The 15,788-nt window shown below is 44.3% G+C and carries 11 protein-coding genes and 1 pseudogene; 3 read left to right on the top strand and 9 right to left on the bottom strand.

Translation table 11 applies throughout. The features are described 5' to 3' along the window. Window positions 1-396 precede the first annotated feature (396 nt). Together MTO98_RS02340 and MTO98_RS02335 are read left to right on the top strand one after the other, a co-directional pair. Window positions 397-1,536 (top strand): acyl-CoA dehydrogenase, encoded by a 1,140-nt coding sequence (locus MTO98_RS02340; RefSeq protein ID WP_243485032.1) that lies wholly within the window; start codon window positions 397-399, stop codon window positions 1,534-1,536. A gap of 57 nt (window positions 1,537-1,593) precedes the next feature. Next, window positions 1,594-2,835: a peroxiredoxin gene (locus MTO98_RS02335; RefSeq protein ID WP_243485031.1), complete on the top strand. Its 1,242-nt coding sequence runs from the start codon at window positions 1,594-1,596 to the stop codon at window positions 2,833-2,835. 140 nt (window positions 2,836-2,975) lie between these two features. On the opposite strand, the gene MTO98_RS02330 is transcribed toward MTO98_RS02335, so the two are convergent. The 7 genes from MTO98_RS02330 to pafA all read right to left on the bottom strand — a co-directional run bounded on the left by MTO98_RS02330 (window position 2,976) and on the right by pafA (window position 11,788). Further along, a complete protein-coding gene (locus tag MTO98_RS02330) occupies window positions 2,976-3,695 on the bottom strand; it encodes an ABC transporter ATP-binding protein (protein ID WP_243485030.1) in 720 nt (239 codons plus the stop codon). Between the two features lie 2 nt (window positions 3,696-3,697). Beyond that, window positions 3,698-5,173 (bottom strand): DUF5687 family protein, encoded by a 1,476-nt coding sequence (locus MTO98_RS02325; protein ID WP_243485029.1) that lies wholly within the window; start codon window positions 5,171-5,173, stop codon window positions 3,698-3,700. 68 nt (window positions 5,174-5,241) lie between these two features. Next, window positions 5,242-6,522, bottom strand: coding sequence for a replication-associated recombination protein A (locus tag MTO98_RS02320; RefSeq protein ID WP_243485028.1), 1,281 nt, complete (start codon window positions 6,520-6,522; stop codon window positions 5,242-5,244). A 700-nt stretch (window positions 6,523-7,222) separates the two neighbouring features. Then, on the bottom strand, window positions 7,223-8,323 hold the full coding sequence (locus tag MTO98_RS02315; protein ID WP_243485027.1) for a DUF6515 family protein: 1,101 nt from the start codon (window positions 8,321-8,323) through the stop codon (window positions 7,223-7,225). A 151-nt stretch (window positions 8,324-8,474) separates the two neighbouring features. Beyond that, window positions 8,475-9,047, bottom strand: coding sequence for a thiamine diphosphokinase (locus tag MTO98_RS02310; protein WP_243485026.1), 573 nt, complete (start codon window positions 9,045-9,047; stop codon window positions 8,475-8,477). A 344-nt stretch (window positions 9,048-9,391) separates the two neighbouring features. Continuing rightward, a complete protein-coding gene (locus MTO98_RS02305) occupies window positions 9,392-10,018 on the bottom strand; it encodes a thiamine phosphate synthase (RefSeq protein WP_243485025.1) in 627 nt (208 codons plus the stop codon). 87 nt (window positions 10,019-10,105) lie between these two features. Beyond that, entirely contained in the window at window positions 10,106-11,788 is a 1,683-nt protein-coding gene (gene pafA / locus MTO98_RS02300) for an alkaline phosphatase PafA (RefSeq protein ID WP_243485024.1), read from the bottom strand. A gap of 379 nt (window positions 11,789-12,167) precedes the next feature. Between pafA and MTO98_RS02295 the strand changes: the two genes are divergently transcribed. Beyond that, complete coding sequence (locus tag MTO98_RS02295) at window positions 12,168-13,703, top strand: carboxylesterase/lipase family protein (protein WP_243485023.1); 1,536 nt, start codon at window positions 12,168-12,170, stop codon at window positions 13,701-13,703. A gap of 63 nt (window positions 13,704-13,766) precedes the next feature. Here the strand turns inward: MTO98_RS02295 and MTO98_RS02290 are convergent. Continuing rightward, window positions 13,767-14,055 (bottom strand): annotated as a pseudogene (locus MTO98_RS02290) (peptide chain release factor-like protein); the annotation flags it as partial. Window positions 14,056-14,381: 326 nt separating this feature from the next. Beyond that, complete coding sequence (locus MTO98_RS02280; RefSeq protein WP_243485020.1) at window positions 14,382-15,782, bottom strand: RtcB family protein; 1,401 nt, start codon at window positions 15,780-15,782, stop codon at window positions 14,382-14,384. Window positions 15,783-15,788 lie beyond the last annotated feature (6 nt).

The raw sequence follows: 15,788 nt of genomic DNA, 5'->3' as shown, positions 1-15,788 counted from the left end.
ATCGGTTTATTTAATATTTTATGTTCTTGTATAAACTAAAGATAAAATAACGTCGGTACATTTTATATGCAGATATTATTCTTTTATAAAAACCAACAACTAACGTTTAAACATGAAATATTAATGCCACAATTTTATAATTATGGCAAAAGATTTGTATAGAAATACTCGCCCTGTATCATCTGTGAAAAATAAAAGATTTAGTAACATCTACCTGTGAAAAATTAAATTGAATTCTCAGACGCCCAAGTTGAGATTTTTTGTTCTTTGTTTTGGGTTTAATCAATAGTTTAAATTAATTAGGGGAAAGGGAGCTTCAAAAAAAGCTCTCTTTTTTTATTTACAATTTTACTATGCATGCATAGTAATTTATATATTTATGCTTTAATTATACCCATGTATTTTGAACTGACCGAAGAACAAAAAATGATTCGCCAGGCAGCTCGTGATTTTGCGCTAACAGAATTGAAGCCTGGTGTTATTGAACGCGACGAATTACAAAAATTCCCTGCCGAACAGATAAAGAAGCTTGGCGAACTGGGCTTCCTGGGCATGATGGTATCCCCTAACTATGGTGGTGCCGGTATGGATGCCATATCATACGTGCTGGTAATGGAAGAGCTTTCAAAAATTGATGCATCTACCTCCGTAGTTGTATCTGTCAATAATTCGCTGGTATGTTACGGGCTGGAAAAATATGGCAGCGAAGAGCAAAAGCAAAAATACCTGGCTCCATTGGCTAAGGGCGAATGTATTGGCGCTTTCTGCCTTTCGGAACCGGAAGCCGGCTCTGATGCCACATCACAAAGCACCACAGCTATTGATAAGGGCGATCATTACCTGCTTAACGGCACCAAAAACTGGATCACCAGCGGCGGCTCCGCATCCACCTATATTGTAATAGCCCAAACTGATGCTGCCAAAAAGCATCACGGCATTAACGCCTTTATTGTTGAAAAAGGAATGCCCGGCTTTACTGTGGGCCCTAAGGAAAACAAAATGGGCATCCGTGGCTCGGATACTCACTCGCTGATGTTTACTGACGTTAGAGTGCCTAAAGAAAACCGCATTGGCGAAGACGGTTTTGGATTTAAGTTTGCCATGAGCGTGTTGGATGGCGGCCGCATAGGCATTGCTTCACAGGCTTTGGGTATAGCATCCGGTGCCTATGAATTGGCTAAACTATATGCCAAAGACCGTAAAACTTTTGGTAAACCGCTGGCCGATCACCAGGCGATCCAGTTTAAGCTGGCCGATATGGCAACTGAAATTGAAGCAGCCCGCCTCATGTGCCTCAAAGCAGCCTGGCTTAAAGACCACGGAAAACCCTATGCCCAGGCATCATCCATGGCAAAACTTTATGCATCTGAAGTGGCTATGCGTACTACTACCGAAGCGGTACAGATTCATGGCGGATATGGTTATGTGAAGGAATATCACGTTGAACGCCTGATGCGGGACGCCAAAATAACACAGATTTACGAGGGAACGTCTGAAATTCAAAGAATTGTCATTTCGCGCGGATTGTTGAAATAACGGCGTTGTTTTTATACCTTTGAAAGTATATAGATTAAGTAGACTATATATTTAAGTATGACTTTCAAAAATATCGCAGCCGGTGTTTGCGGATTATTATTTCTGCAAACCGGCTTTGCTCAAACCAAACTCAAAATCGGCGAATGGCGCGGTGCGCTCAAAACCAAATCAGGCACCGAAATTCCATTTAATTTTGAGGTTAATAACGCCGGCGGCAAACAACAACTGGCTATCATTAACGGTGCCGAGCATTTTAAAGTAACTGATGTTACTACCAAAGGCGATTCGGTATTTATCCACATGCCGCTGTTCAACTCTGATTTTAAATTAAAATTTAATGGCGATAGTCTTAGCGGCAATTGGGTAAGGCACCTGGCCGATAATGATCTTTTAGTGCCGTTTAGTGCTGTACCTAATACCTCATGGCGCTTTTTTAAAAACCCCGAAAAACCTGCTTTTAATATCAGCGGCCGCTGGTCGGCAATATTTGGTGAAGGCGAAGGCCGTGATACAACGGTTGGCGAGTTTAAACAGGAGGGCAACAAACTTACTGGAACGTTTTTAACCACCACCGGAGATTACCGTTACCTTGAGGGTTCGGTGAGCGGCAACAAACTTTACCTGTCAACTTTTGACGGAGGCCATGCTTATACTTTTACCGCTGTTATCAGTGATGATAAAACCTTAACTAACGGTAAGTTTTATGCAGGGTATTCGGCAGTCCAATCGTGGGCGGCAGTAAAAGATGAAAACGCCAAACTCCCCGATGCTTATTCGCTTACATCACTAAAGCCCGGATATAAAAAATTAGCCTTTAGCTTTAAAGACCTTGATGGCAAAACAGTATCGCTTGATGATGCCCGGTTTAAAAACAAAGTAGTGATTGTACAGATCCTGGGTTCATGGTGCCCAAATTGCATTGATGAAACCGGCTATATGGTTAATTACTACAAAAAATATCACAACAAAGGTGTTGAAGTAATTGGTTTGGCTTATGAGCGGTCTACCGATTTTGAGAAATCAAAGAAAGCGCTGCTGCAGGTAAAAGATAGGTTTAAAGTAACCTATCCATTATTGATAACCGGATATACCAGCGATAAAAAACAAACAGCCCAAAGCCTGCCCATGTTATCAAAAGTGGTTGGTTTTCCTACCACTATTATTATTGATAAAAGCGGCGATGTGCAAAAGATCCATACCGGTTTCAGCGGTCCGGGCACCGGCGAGCATTATACAGAATTTATCAGCGAGTTTGAGAAGTTGACGGATGATTTACTGGCAGCAGCGCCAGCTCCGTAAAACAGGGCTTAATTGTAGATCTATTCAACAAAAAAAAGAAAAACTATGTCATTGCGAGCGCAGCGTGGCAATCGCATACTGTACAGGGCGGCTATGCTTCCGTGCGGTTGCCACGCTGCACTCGTAATGACATAGTTATATTAAATGCCTCTTTCAGAGGCTGACTCTACCCCAAAATACGCCTCCAACTCATTCAACGTTGATGAACTGGTGGCGATATCTTTAATGATCACACCCTTTTCCATCAGCAATATACGGTCGCACACATCGGTGATGTGGTTAAGGTCATGGCTGGATACTATGGTGGTTACGCCTTTGTTTTTGTTCAAATCCTTCAGCAGATTTTTAAGCCTGAACTGGGTACTGGGGTCGATGTTGGCGAAAGGTTCGTCAAGCATCAATAATTGAGGCTCCTGTAATAAACATGCTGCTACACCAACTTTACATTGGTTACCTTTTGACAGGTCGCGGATGTATTTACCTTTCTTCAGAATTTCGCCGTTAAAGAAATCTGTAAGGCCAGCAAGTACTTCATCAACATGCGCCCTATTGAGGTTGTGCAGCCCCCCAACAAAATAAAAATACTCCTCGGGGGTGAGATAGTCTATTAAAAAACCTTCGTCAAGGTAAGCAGCGGTGTAATCCTTCCACTTTTCGTGGCCCGCTACAACTTCATTGTTTGATAAGATCTCGCCGCTTTCTGCGCGGATAAGATCAAGCACCATGCGGAACAGGGTAGTTTTACCTGCACCGTTGTTACCTACCAGACCAACACTTTCGCCTTTGTTTATTTGGAGGGCTGGCACGTCTACAACGGAAATACCGTTATAAATCTTCTTTAATTTTCTTACTTCAATCATGATTATTTATTTCTGAAGCCTTCGGCAACGGTATAACGTTTTTGCATAAAATCCTCTTCCAGTTTTTTAACCCAAAAATCACGGGTTAAAATAAATACAATCCCTGTCGCAGCCAGCATTGCAAGGCCAATGTCGGCATGTTTAAACAACGAAAAGGGAAGATAAATAACATATGGCGTGATCATAAGGGGGAACGAGATCAGCATCTGCGTAGCACCTACCCCTTCCCAGTTAAATGATGCGCCTTTTGATAAATCAATTCTCTTGGCGTTGCGGTTGGCAAAAAACAGCACAATAGTTGTGTTGATGCCGATATTCCACAGGTACATAACAAAATGTACCAATACAATGCGCCAGCCAAAATAGGCGTATGGTGTAGTAAGAATAAAGGCAACTGTTGATACCATGGTGAACAAGAGGTATTTTGCCTTCAGGAAATCACGAAAATTGATCTTGCTTACCAACAGGCCATCAAAATGGGCTCCCTGCCAGCTGTACATGAACTGCCCGTAGCTAATGATGAAAATGCCCGTCATGAACATGCCTACAAAAATATACCAGGTTTCACCGTAGTGACTGTTGGTATAAAATATAAGCCCATAAAACATAAAGAACAAACCCATAACCAATGCGGAGCGTGGCCGCTTATTCCGGAAGATCAATTTGAGCTCGTTAGCTACCAGATCGCCAACCTTACCAAACCTGCTCAACAGCGGAAACTCCGTACTGCTTTTGTAGGCTGATGCTTTGCGTGAGCTTAGTTCTTCGAGATACAGATTTTGCTTTAAATAAATAAAATTGATATAATACATGGCTATAGCAAGCACAACCGGGAGCAATACCAACACTGGCTTGCTAAGCAAATGGCCAAAGTATAAATAGGAGACATTACGCACGGAGTAAAGGTGAAACCTGAAATCACCGGTGATAATGAGAGCCAGCACTGCTACAAAAATCAGGAAAACCCATCCGTTTAAATTGGCCTTGCGTTTAATAAACAGCGCCAGGTAATTGTTGAAAAGCATAAAGCCCAAAATGGCCACTACAAAAGCCAATGCAGGTAAAGCGCCCGAATCGGTAAGGACCACCTTTAAAACAAAAGGCACAAAAAGTATAATTGGCCAAAGGTTAAACATCGAAAGCATAGCCGTAAATGCCAGGTATGACACTACGGTATTGCGTTTAATAGGTAAATGCAGATAAGGCTGCACCCTTAATGTGGGCAGTTCCTGTAATTGCATACGCATAACCAGGTCAAACAAAAAATACAGCAGGATAATGCCGCAAAAAGAAAACACCACATCATCGTGGGGAAAAGTTTCGGCCAGAATTTTATCTAAAAACAGGCCTGCAAACAAAATGCATGCAAACAGATAAAGGATAAGCAACGCCATTACCACGCGGATAGCTATACTTTTCCCTGTATTTTTTGATCGCCAGAAAGCTTTGAGTTCGTGCCCGAGAAAGGTAGTGATCATAGATATAGACAGTTAAGGGTTAAGGTATAGGTTAGTTTAAGATATACCTTTTGAAAGCAAGGCTTAAATTAGTATTTATACCTGTCGCCCCAAAGTTTTCTTAACTTTTCTTTTGATTCATTTTCGCGCGCATTGTTACCGGGATCGTAAATTTTTGTTCCGCGGATAGCATCAGGCAGAAAATCGAGGTCGGTAAAATTGCCTTCGTAGCTATGGGCATATTTGTAATCCTTACCATAGCCTATATTTTTCATGAACTTGGTTGGGGCATTACGCAAATGCAGGGGCACAGGCAAATCGCCTGTTTGGCGCACCAGTGCTATGGCCGCTCCGATAGCAGTAGTTGCCGAATTACTTTTAGGAGATGTAGCCAGATAAATAGCGGTTTGCGATAAAATAAGCTGCGATTCGGGCATGCCTATCTTATTTACGGCCTCAAAGCAACTTTGTGCCAGCAGCAAAGCATTAGGATTAGCATTGCCAATATCTTCGGATGCAAGGATCAGCATGCGCCGGGCTATAAATAATGGATCTTCTCCGCCTACTATCATCCGTGCCAGCCAGTAAACAGCCCCGTTAGGATCGGAACCACGCATAGATTTGATAAAGGCCGAAATAATATCGTAATGCTGTTCGCCGGTTTTATCATACAAGGCCATGTTTTGCTGCACATGCTCCAGTACAATCTCATCGGTTAATACTATCTCGGGGGTATCGAATGCGTTTACCAATAGTTCGAAAATATTGAGGAGCTTGCGGGCATCCCCTCCCGAAAGGCGTAGCAAAGCCTCATGATCTTTTATGGTGATATTTTTATCCTTCAAAACCCCATCTTCCTTCATGGCTTTGTTCAGCAGGTCTATCAGGTCTGTTTCGGATAAAGATTGTAAAATATAAACCTGGCTGCGTGATAGCAAAGCCGAAATCACCTCGAATGATGGGTTCTCGGTGGTAGCGCCTATCAGTGTAACTATCCCGCGCTCCACAGCCCCCAACAATGAATCCTGCTGCGATTTGGAGAAACGATGGATCTCGTCAATAAACAATATCGGCAGCACCTCGCCCTGTTGTTTTAACAGCGATGCCTTTTCTATCACTTCCCTAACATCTTTTACGCCCGAATTAATAGCGCTCAAAGCAAAAAATGGGCGGAATAATGATTGCGAAATAATATAAGCCAGCGTTGTTTTACCTACCCCCGGCGGCCCCCAAAATATCATTGATGGCAAAGAGCCTGATTCAATGGCTTTACGCAGTACCGCTCCCGGGCCCACAAGGTGTTTTTGGCCAACATACTCGTCAAGCGATTTGGGGCGCATACGTTCGGCTAATGGAGGGAGGTTATTCATAAAAGTAAAATTCAGAAAAGAAAACGCTAAATCCTAAAAAAATTAGTAAAATAATAAATACCGGAAATAATTAAATAGGTTTTTAAAATCCCCTCTTGAGAGACAGGGCTGTTGCGTTCTAATATTGAGTTCTTAAAAACTCGCACGATTAAGCGTCTACGCTTGATCGTTAGCCTAATTGAGCGTCCACGCTCCCGTAATACGTTATAAACGTAAGCGTGGACGCTTACGTTGGTTATAATTCAAGCGAAAGACGCTTGAACTTGCGTTATATATTATAGAATGCAACAGCCCTGCTCTTGAGAGAGTTGAGTGGTAGCAGGGGTGTGTTTCTGCGATTAGCTCTAAAGCAGAAACACACCCCTACACTCCAATGTCACTAAGTTAAGGGATTGACAGGTTGCACCAGAGGTGCAAAAGGTTTGTAGAAATAAAAGTTAGTTTGTCTTAGTGTGCCAGAGGCACACAACTCCAGTGTTCCGTACCTCTGGCACGGTTATTTTCGGTATATGATATTACTACAAACCTGTTCCCCTCTGGAGGAGTTTTCTTAACTTAATGACATTGCCTTATACCCATCTCAAGAGGGAACCGCACAATCCGAGCGTTCCCTATGGAAGGTACTCTCAAACGACTCAACCAAAAAAGGCTGCCCCCATTACGGATGCAGCCTTCATAATATATATTGAATTTTTATTAATTACTGTTGGTTCGGGTTTTGATCGCTGTTATTATCTTCAGGATCATCTGACGGAGTACCTACAATTTTATAACCTTTGTTGTCGCCGTTTTGAGTTTCCTGGTAGTAATAACCATCAGGAGAAACAAACAACTTCTCGCCGTTGATCTTGATCTTTCTGCAATCTGGCGGCAATTGAGTTACAATATCGCCAATTTGCGGGCCCTGATCAACGCTGCTTCCATCACCGTTACCCTGGTCGGTATTTAACTGACCGTCTTTACCGGCAATTACATAAACAGTTGAACCGTCATCTTTGGTATATGGCTGATAGTAAACACCGTTTAACTCGTAATACTGCTCGCCATTGATCATGATTGACTCAGCACCTGATGGCAGTGTTTTTATTTCAGCCCCAATTGGTGGCTCAACAACGGTATACTGGTCGTTGTACTGACGGTAGTATAAACCATCGCTGTAGTAATATTGATAATCGCCCCACCAGAAAGGATAGTAGCCATATGGTAAGAAACCAATGCTAAAACCTAAACGTGGATAATAGAACGAGTTGTAGTAGTTACGGTACGGATAATAGTAGTGATTGCCAAAGTAACCACCACGGCCACCGTAGCTATAAGTGCCAGGATAAACCCTGCGGCCACCAGAAGCATAAGAACCACCTCTGTAATAAGTACCACGACCGCCGTTGTAAACACGCCTGTCGACAGTTGCATAACCACGGCTGCCGTTATAAACACGTGCAGTGTTGCCATAGCTGCGCTGTGGCGCTACAGATGAACCGTTTGGCCTTACAGCATAGCCTCGCTGCTGAGCAGAACCCACGCTGGTACGTGAATCCGTACCATAACTCCGTTGTGGCGCAGCTATAGCACTACGTGAACCGCCGTATGAGGCAGAAGGGCGTGAAAAACTACCACCAGAAGGACGGGAAAAGCTACCGCCTCCGCCACCACCGCCTGACGATCTTGAACCGCCTCCGCCACCACCACCACCGCCGCCACGAGAACCGCCGCCACGTTGTGCATCAGCATTGAAAGCTAAAGACAGGCTCAACAAGCCTCCTAAAGCAATTGTTAATAGATTTTTATATGTCCTTTTCATGATGAAAGATTTTTTAACTGATCAGCATGGTATTTTTTTGCTGATATAAATATATAGACTATTAAATGTTTAAACGGTTTAACGCGTTTTTAATTATTTTTTACTCAAAAAGCGAACCAATACTATCTATACGCACCAACTATCGGTTTCGCTACTCAATATCCTCGGCAATGAACAAAAAAGGTTGTTCAAACTGCAGTGTAAAAAAGCCATCGTGGGTAGTTTTATACCTGTTATTGCCCATGGCTTCAAGTCCGCTCAGTTGCAAACCCGGGGAGTGCGAAAGTAATTCAATGAACTCGCATGCTGGTTTCCACTTGCTGAATCCCGGATTAACGGCGTAGATCTTTTGCTGCTCCCTGAAAATCACCAGGTTTATTTTATCTGCATAAAACAAAAAATCTTTTAGCTCCAGCACATCTGTAATTACATTAACCGCGGGGTAATTATGCGTTACCAGGTATTTTAAAGCGGCACCCGCTGCATTATCCTCCCCCAAAGGCATGTGTTTTACATCCGACTGTAAATCACCCGCCTCACCATCACCTATTATCCAGTCAACCTTTATGCCCGAGGCATCCAGCTTTTCGGCGGTATTGGTTGTACAGATCACCGTAGGGCTCCACTCCAGCAACTGCCCAAGCATTTCCTCATCAAAAGTATCCATACTTAAAACCAGTAAAGCGGGCTCCTGCTTTTCGCGTACTATATGATGTGATGACATTGCTAATGTAGGTGGAACAAATGAATATTAAATGAAAATATAAAGATGAGGTTTTTATGGCTGATATGAGGTGGTGACCGTCTTTTATGACAGGAAAATCGCTTTTAAAAGAGTCTACTTTAAATTCGATTGTTTTGGGATAAAATATTAAAAATACTGATGTCATTTCGATAGAGCCGGGCAGGCATGAGCGCCGGGGCGAAAGAGAAACTATCTCTTGAGCGATAGCGAAAAATCTTATACGTTTCGTAAAGCCTTCAACATGTTTAGAGCAGGATGTATAAGATTTCTCACTCGTGCCTCGTTTCGAAATGACATGAGGTTAAAGGTATATGCGTAAGCTATCAATACATCTTTCTATAAAACTCCTTAACACTTGCAGCCGGGTCGGCAACAAGGTTTATGGCTGATGATATTGCAATACCATCAATACCTGATTGCAGCAATGGTTCTACATCATTTAATTGGATGCCCCCGGCAGCTATTACCGGGATACTGATGTTTAGCTTCTCCAATTGGCGGTAACCGCTAAAGCCGAGCGGATCAGCGCCGTTCGGGCCATCCGTTGATGTAGAAGCAAAAGGGCCGTAGGTATAATAATCAACCACTCCGGTACTTTGCAATTTCAACAATCCATCGGTGTCACCCGCAGATGCGCCAAGGGTTTTATCAGGGCCGATAACTTTGCGGATGCTGGGCAGATCGGCCTCAACGTCATCAATATGTACACCCTGTGCGTCAACCCGGTCAATCAGGTCATAGTGGTTGGCGATGATGAGGGTTGCACCCCAATCGTCGCAAATTTCGGCTATCTCGTTTATCTCGTCAATCAGTTCATCTTCGGGCTTGCTCATGCAATGATATTGCACCCAATTTGCACCCGCGCTGCAGGCAATTTGTACCTGCTGCACATGGCTCCGGTCTGGCATATCCTGTGTTACATAATGAAATCTGGAGATGTATTTTTTCATTGTCTTTTTTCCAAATTAAAAAGTCCTGAGCCAAACATGGCCGTATGGCTTGCTTTAACTCAGGACTTTGTACGAAAAACTTACAACTTAGTTCTTCAACGCTTCGCTGATAGTTTTACCCACGTTACCGTTAGGTGCCTGAATATGCAATAACGACGATATGGTAGCCGAAATATCTGTCATATGTGTTTGACGGGTAAGGCTGCCATGTTTAATCCCCCAACCCATAAACACCAACGGGATATGTGAATCGTAAGGGTTCCAGGTACCGTGTGTAGTACCTGTAGGGCCACGGTCGTTTGTGCCATGGCCAGTATACCACGCCGGTTTCAGGATGATCTGGATAGCACCGCTATGCTCGGCATTATAACCGTTGATGATCATGCTGCGCAGATCATCAGGAATATTAGCTTCCTGTACTTTTTGCAGGTCGATTGCATAGGCAATGCCCGGCTGTTTTTTCAGGTATGCAATACAATCCAATTTCACAGCATCTTCGCTAACGCCTGCTTTTGCAAGGGCCGCGTTATTAAAGTTAACCTGGTAATTATCCATGCTGATGATCAGGTTGTTCACCTTGTATTTATCACTGATCATTGCATTCATCTCTTTTGCAGCTTTGCTATCGTCCCAAACACCGGCAGGAATGTTATGATCTTTCAGGAAATTAGGGTTATGGGCAGCACCATGGTCGGCACTCAGGAAAACCGAATAGTTGCCTTTGCCCACAGTTGCGTCTAAATAATTAAAAAATGCTGCCAGGTCCTGGTCAAGCCTTAAATAAGTATCTTCAACCTCAACCGAGTTAGGGCCAAACTGGTGACCAACATAATCTGTTGATGAAAGGCTCACCGCTAAAAAGTCGGTTACCGTATTTTTACCCAGTTTTTCGCCTTCAATAGCTGCCTTGGCCAAATCAAGCGTCATAGTATTGCCGAAAGGTGTTGAGCGGATCATGCCGATACGGCCTTTGTAAAGTTCAGAAGTTTTAACAGGCAGGGTTGGTGCAGCGGCACCGGGGAACTTACCTTCATAACGATCGCTGTTGTCGGGCGCGCTTTGTACGTAAGTATCAACAGGGTATAACGGGTTCCAATCCTGTTTCAGGTATTTTTCAGCGATCTTTTGATCGTTGAAATTTTTAACCCATGCTGGCAGGTTGTTCATATAGTAAGTACTGGTGATCCAGTTACCGCTGGCATCATCAAACCAGTAAGCAGCATTGGCCGAGTGACCGGCAGGAAGGATGCCGCCGCGATCTTTTAATGCTATGCCGATAACTTTTGAGCGGAAATTTGTAGCCAGCCTCAGCTCGTCGGTAACTGTACTAACCAGCAAGTTGCGTGGCGACATCTGTCCGGCTTTTGAAGTGCTGCCAACTGCTACCACGGTGCTATCGTCAGTACAATACATAGATTTGCCTGTAGCCTGGATAATAAAATCATTACCTACTATGCCATGTATGGCCGGGATTGAGCCGGTGTAGATACAGGTATGGCCTGCCGCAGTTACCGTAGGAATGTAGTCGATATTAGTGTTTTCGCAGGTAAAACCTTCATTAAGCATCCTTTTAAAACCACCGGTTTGGTAACGGTCATAATAACGATATAGATAATCCCAGCGCATTTGGTCAACCACCAAACCCACAACCAGTTTAGGGCGGGGAATTGATGCTGATGCGGGGGCAGCCGTTGTTGTTTTCTTTTTTTGGGCCGATACCGAAACGGTAGCGAAAGAGAGGGAAATGAGCAGCAGATGTTTAAGCTTCATCGCGAAAAAATAAATTTAATTGCGCCAAATATCCGCAAAGCATTTAAAATGCAATGTGATGTTTTTGTTAAATATGGGGATTGTTACAAAGGGGGGAATAGTTCTTTAAATCGATGCAATACATTTCAAACATGGCTTTAAATAAACGCGGTATCTACTCACCCCGACATAGCTACGCTTGTCACCCCTCTCTACGCAAGCGTAAAGAGGGGGATTTTATTTTTTTCAGCCCTCTTTGCGGCGAAGCTGGAGAGAGGGTGGTACAGCGAAGCGTAGACCGGGTGAGTTAACTATATGCCATGCTGTTATTAAGTTAAACAGCTTACAAATTGTCCAAAACTTCGTAAGTTTAACAAACCAATAAATAAACCTGTACTCAATGAAACGAATCCTTTTATTGCCGCTTCTGCTGCTGGTAAGTTCTGTTTTCGCTCAAAATAAAAACCTTGATGTTGTTGCCACAGATGCCGGCAAAGTTTCAGGCTTAACCAATCAGGGCGGCGACGTACATATTTATAAAGGCATTCCCTTTGCTGCCCCACCGGTTGGCGATTTGCGCTGGAAAGAGCCCCAGCCGGTAAAGCCCTGGGATGGCGTAAAGAAATGCACTGAATTTGCAGCCAGCCCCATGCAGGGCAAGCCCGATGCGTTTGGCGTTTACACGCGCGAGTTTCTGATTCCTTATCAACCTATCAGTGAAGATTGCCTGTACCTGAACGTGTGGACAGGTGCCAAAACAGCAACAGAAAAACGGCCCGTGCTGGTATACATTTATGGAGGAGGATTTGTAAGCGGCGGTGCTGGCGTACCTATTTATGATGGCGAGGCCATGGCTAAAAAGGGGATCATATTTGTGGTTATCAATTACCGGGTAGGCATTTTCGGTTTCTTCGCCCATCCCGAACTAACCAAAGAGTCGCCGCACAATGCTTCAGGAAACTATGGCTTGATGGATCAGCTTGCCGCGTTAAAATGGGTACAACAAAACATAGCAGCTTTTGGAGGCGATCCGGATAAAGTGACTATTGCAGGTCAATCGGCCGGATCAATGAGTGTAAATTGTTTAGTAGCATCGCCATTAGGTAAAGAACTGTTTAACGGCGCAATTGCCGAAAGCGGGGCCAGTTTTATTAGTCCGCGGGGATATGGAGGCTTGAAAGAATCAGAGGAAAACGGGGTCAAAACAGCAGCACAGTTAGGCGCAAATTCAATTGCCGCGCTCAGGAGCAAACCGGCTGCCGAATTGGTTGGCAAAGGCCAAAGCCGCCCCGTTATTGACGGATATGTTTTACCCGAAAGTATTGCCGATATTTTTAACGGACATAAACAAAATGATGTACCGGTACTTACCGGCTGGAATGAAGACGATGCCTTTGTTGCCCCGCCCAAAACTGCCGAAGAATATAAAAAAATGATTGGCAGTCAGTATGGTACCGATGCCGGCGAGGCGCTAAAATTATATCCCGCCGGTTCGGACCAGGAGGCAGCAATTTCGCAAACCCGGATAAACCGCGACCAGATCTTCGGCATGCAAAATTATACATGGGCCAATGTGCAGAGCGAAAAGGCGAAGTCGAAAATTTACGTTTACCGCTTTACCCGCCATTTACCGGCTACTGCTGATTTTGTTAAATACGGCGCTTTCCATACCGGCGAAGTGGCTTACGCTTATGACAATCTTAAATTCCTGAACCGCCCGTGGGAGCCTGTTGATCAGCAGTTGGCTACAACCATGAGCACCTACTGGGCTAATTTTGTTAAAACCGGCAATCCTAATGGAAAAAGCGTTCCTGCGTGGCCCGCTTATACAGCAAAAGATAATAAAATAATGATACTGAGTGAAAAGCCAACAGCGGAAACCTTGCCTGATAAAGTTGCTTTGGATTTTATGGTTAAGCGGGCAAGCGGCAAGTAAACCTGCGTATGAAGAAACTCACGAAGTTTTTAAAGCTTCGTGAGTTTAAATCAAAGCTTGACTTTAGATAAGCGGAAGCTTTATAACCTTAACCGCATTGCCCCGCTCAAGCGAATGATGCTCCAGCCATTGACTTTGCTGTTGATCCATCAACTTACCGGCTTGCAGCGCAGCGATCCGGGCCTCAAGCCGGGTTAGGCACAGTTTTTTATTTTGCAATTGCGACCGGCTGTCCATTGCGGTAACCTGTATGCCGGTAGGTTTGTGAATGCCACGTACTGCCGTTTCAACTTTGTTTACATTTTGCCCGCCGGGGGCCTGATGAACGGATAGTTTCAAACACCACATCAGCAGGATCAAAATGCGTTTGTTCGGGAACATCAAATACCTCCACACCCACAAACCAGTTTTTACGCTTATGAGCAGGACGATAGGGGCTTTGCGCTGTCCATTGTATAGTACCCTGCCATTCTTTTAACAGGTTTTCCAGTTGAGCCCCCTCGGCTATTAAAGTAGATGACAGGAGTGCGCCGCTTTGGTCGCCCGGTTTATCTTCAGTTACAGAGATGGTTATGCTTTGAGCTTTTGCCTGTTTCAGGATGATGTCCCGAACCTTAACAACAACGAGACAGCATTCAGCCGGACCTTTGCCGGCCGTTATTTGTATGATCTTTTTCATTATTCGTTATCCATTCTTACTATGCGTGGGTAAAACTTACCCTGTATTTCCATTAACTGTTGCTGGGCGGCCATTACCATTTCGATGTTTTTATAGGCCGATGGGTTTTCTTCCAGGCTGCCGCCAATAAGCGCTACACCGGCATCAGCCAGCATTTTTTTCATCGCCGAACCTGTGATATTTTCTCTTGCTTCTTTGCGGCTCATGGCCCTGCCCGCACCATGCGATGCAGAATTTAAAGCTCTATGATTTCCTTTGCCCATAACCAGATAAGCAGGGGTAGCCATACTGCCGGGAATAATTCCCAATTCACCTGCATGGGCAGGTGTGGCACCTTTACGGTGGATGATCACTTTGGTACCATCGGCTAATGTATCCTTCCATGCAAAATTGTGATGGTTTTCTACTTTGGCTAAAGGTTTTAATCCCAGCGATTTTAACAGGTTGGAGTGGATCCGGTCATGACAAGCTTTGGCATAATCGCCGGCGAAGTTCATGCTTAGCCAGTATTCCTGTCCGGGTTCGGAGTCAAGATCAAGCCAGGCCAGTGGCTGTGCTTCACGCGGAAGCCTGCAGGTATTCATGGCAATTTGTGTATAATGCCGGGCGATGTTGGCTCCCAAACCCCTGCTGCCCGAATGTGATAGCAAAGCCATGTACTGTGCCGGAGGCAGGTTAAGGGTATTATCCTTATAAAGCTCTATCAGCCCGAATTCCACAAAATGATTGCCGCTACCCGATGAGCCCAATTGCTTAACCGCCTTACCATGCAATTTTTTAAGCAGCGGGGTTTGATTAAATACCGGGCTATCCAATACCTCATGATATTGCGATGTGCTTAACCCGCCATCAATCCCAAAGTGGGTATGATCATTTATAGCCTGTTTAATTTGATGCGTATATCGTTTTAAAAAGCGCTCATCGGCATCAATGATCGATAACGCCATGCGGCAGCCGATATCCATACCCACTCCATAGGGGATCACCGCATTTTCAACAGCAAGCACTCCGCCAATCGGCAGGCCATAACCATTGTGCGCATCAGGCATCAGCGCCCCCTGTAAACTAACCGGGAGTTTAAGCGCAAGTTCCATTTGTTTTATGGCAGATGGCTCAATGTTTTCCTCACCAAAAATGCTTAAAGGAACGCTTTGACCCTTTAACTCATAAGATACCGCTAAGGGTTCATTCTTTTTGTCGATGAGTGTTTCCGCTATTTTGCCGGTTATCTCATTGTTTAGGTAAGCATCTGGTTGTTGCCTGATACTGGTTAGTAAATTGATCACCTCCGCTTTGCTGTAATGCTTGAAGTGTTTGGCTATGATATTCACAGCAAGGCTCCGCTGCTTATTATCGGCGTAACCTATTTGTGTCAGTTCTTTTGTTTTTAAATTGCCCATAAGGGT

The sequence above is a fragment of the Mucilaginibacter sp. SMC90 genome (assembly GCF_022811725.1).
GTDB lineage: Bacteria > Bacteroidota > Bacteroidia > Sphingobacteriales > Sphingobacteriaceae > Mucilaginibacter.
The sequence above is the reverse complement of the archived record's forward strand: the minus strand, read 5'-3'. Positions and strand labels throughout refer to the sequence as shown.

What these genes read in the sequence shown, in the direction of transcription:
- MTO98_RS02340 (WP_243485032.1), top strand. Translation starts at nt 397, where the DNA reads ATGTATTTTGAACTGACCGAAGAACAAAAAATGATTCGCCAGGCAGCT.
- MTO98_RS02335 (WP_243485031.1), top strand. Translation starts at nt 1,594, where the DNA reads ATGACTTTCAAAAATATCGCAGCCGGTGTTTGCGGATTATTATTTCTG.
- MTO98_RS02330 (WP_243485030.1), bottom strand. Translation starts at nt 3,695, where the DNA reads ATGATTGAAGTAAGAAAATTAAAGAAGATTTATAACGGTATTTCCGTT.
- MTO98_RS02325 (WP_243485029.1), bottom strand. Translation starts at nt 5,173, where the DNA reads ATGATCACTACCTTTCTCGGGCACGAACTCAAAGCTTTCTGGCGATCA.
- MTO98_RS02320 (WP_243485028.1), bottom strand. Translation starts at nt 6,522, where the DNA reads ATGAATAACCTCCCTCCATTAGCCGAACGTATGCGCCCCAAATCGCTT.
- MTO98_RS02315 (WP_243485027.1), bottom strand. Translation starts at nt 8,323, where the DNA reads ATGAAAAGGACATATAAAAATCTATTAACAATTGCTTTAGGAGGCTTG.
- MTO98_RS02310 (WP_243485026.1), bottom strand. Translation starts at nt 9,047, where the DNA reads ATGTCATCACATCATATAGTACGCGAAAAGCAGGAGCCCGCTTTACTG.
- MTO98_RS02305 (WP_243485025.1), bottom strand. Translation starts at nt 10,018, where the DNA reads ATGAAAAAATACATCTCCAGATTTCATTATGTAACACAGGATATGCCA.
- pafA (WP_243485024.1), bottom strand. Translation starts at nt 11,788, where the DNA reads ATGAAGCTTAAACATCTGCTGCTCATTTCCCTCTCTTTCGCTACCGTT.
- MTO98_RS02295 (WP_243485023.1), top strand. Translation starts at nt 12,168, where the DNA reads ATGAAACGAATCCTTTTATTGCCGCTTCTGCTGCTGGTAAGTTCTGTT.
- MTO98_RS02280 (WP_243485020.1), bottom strand. Translation starts at nt 15,782, where the DNA reads ATGGGCAATTTAAAAACAAAAGAACTGACACAAATAGGTTACGCCGAT.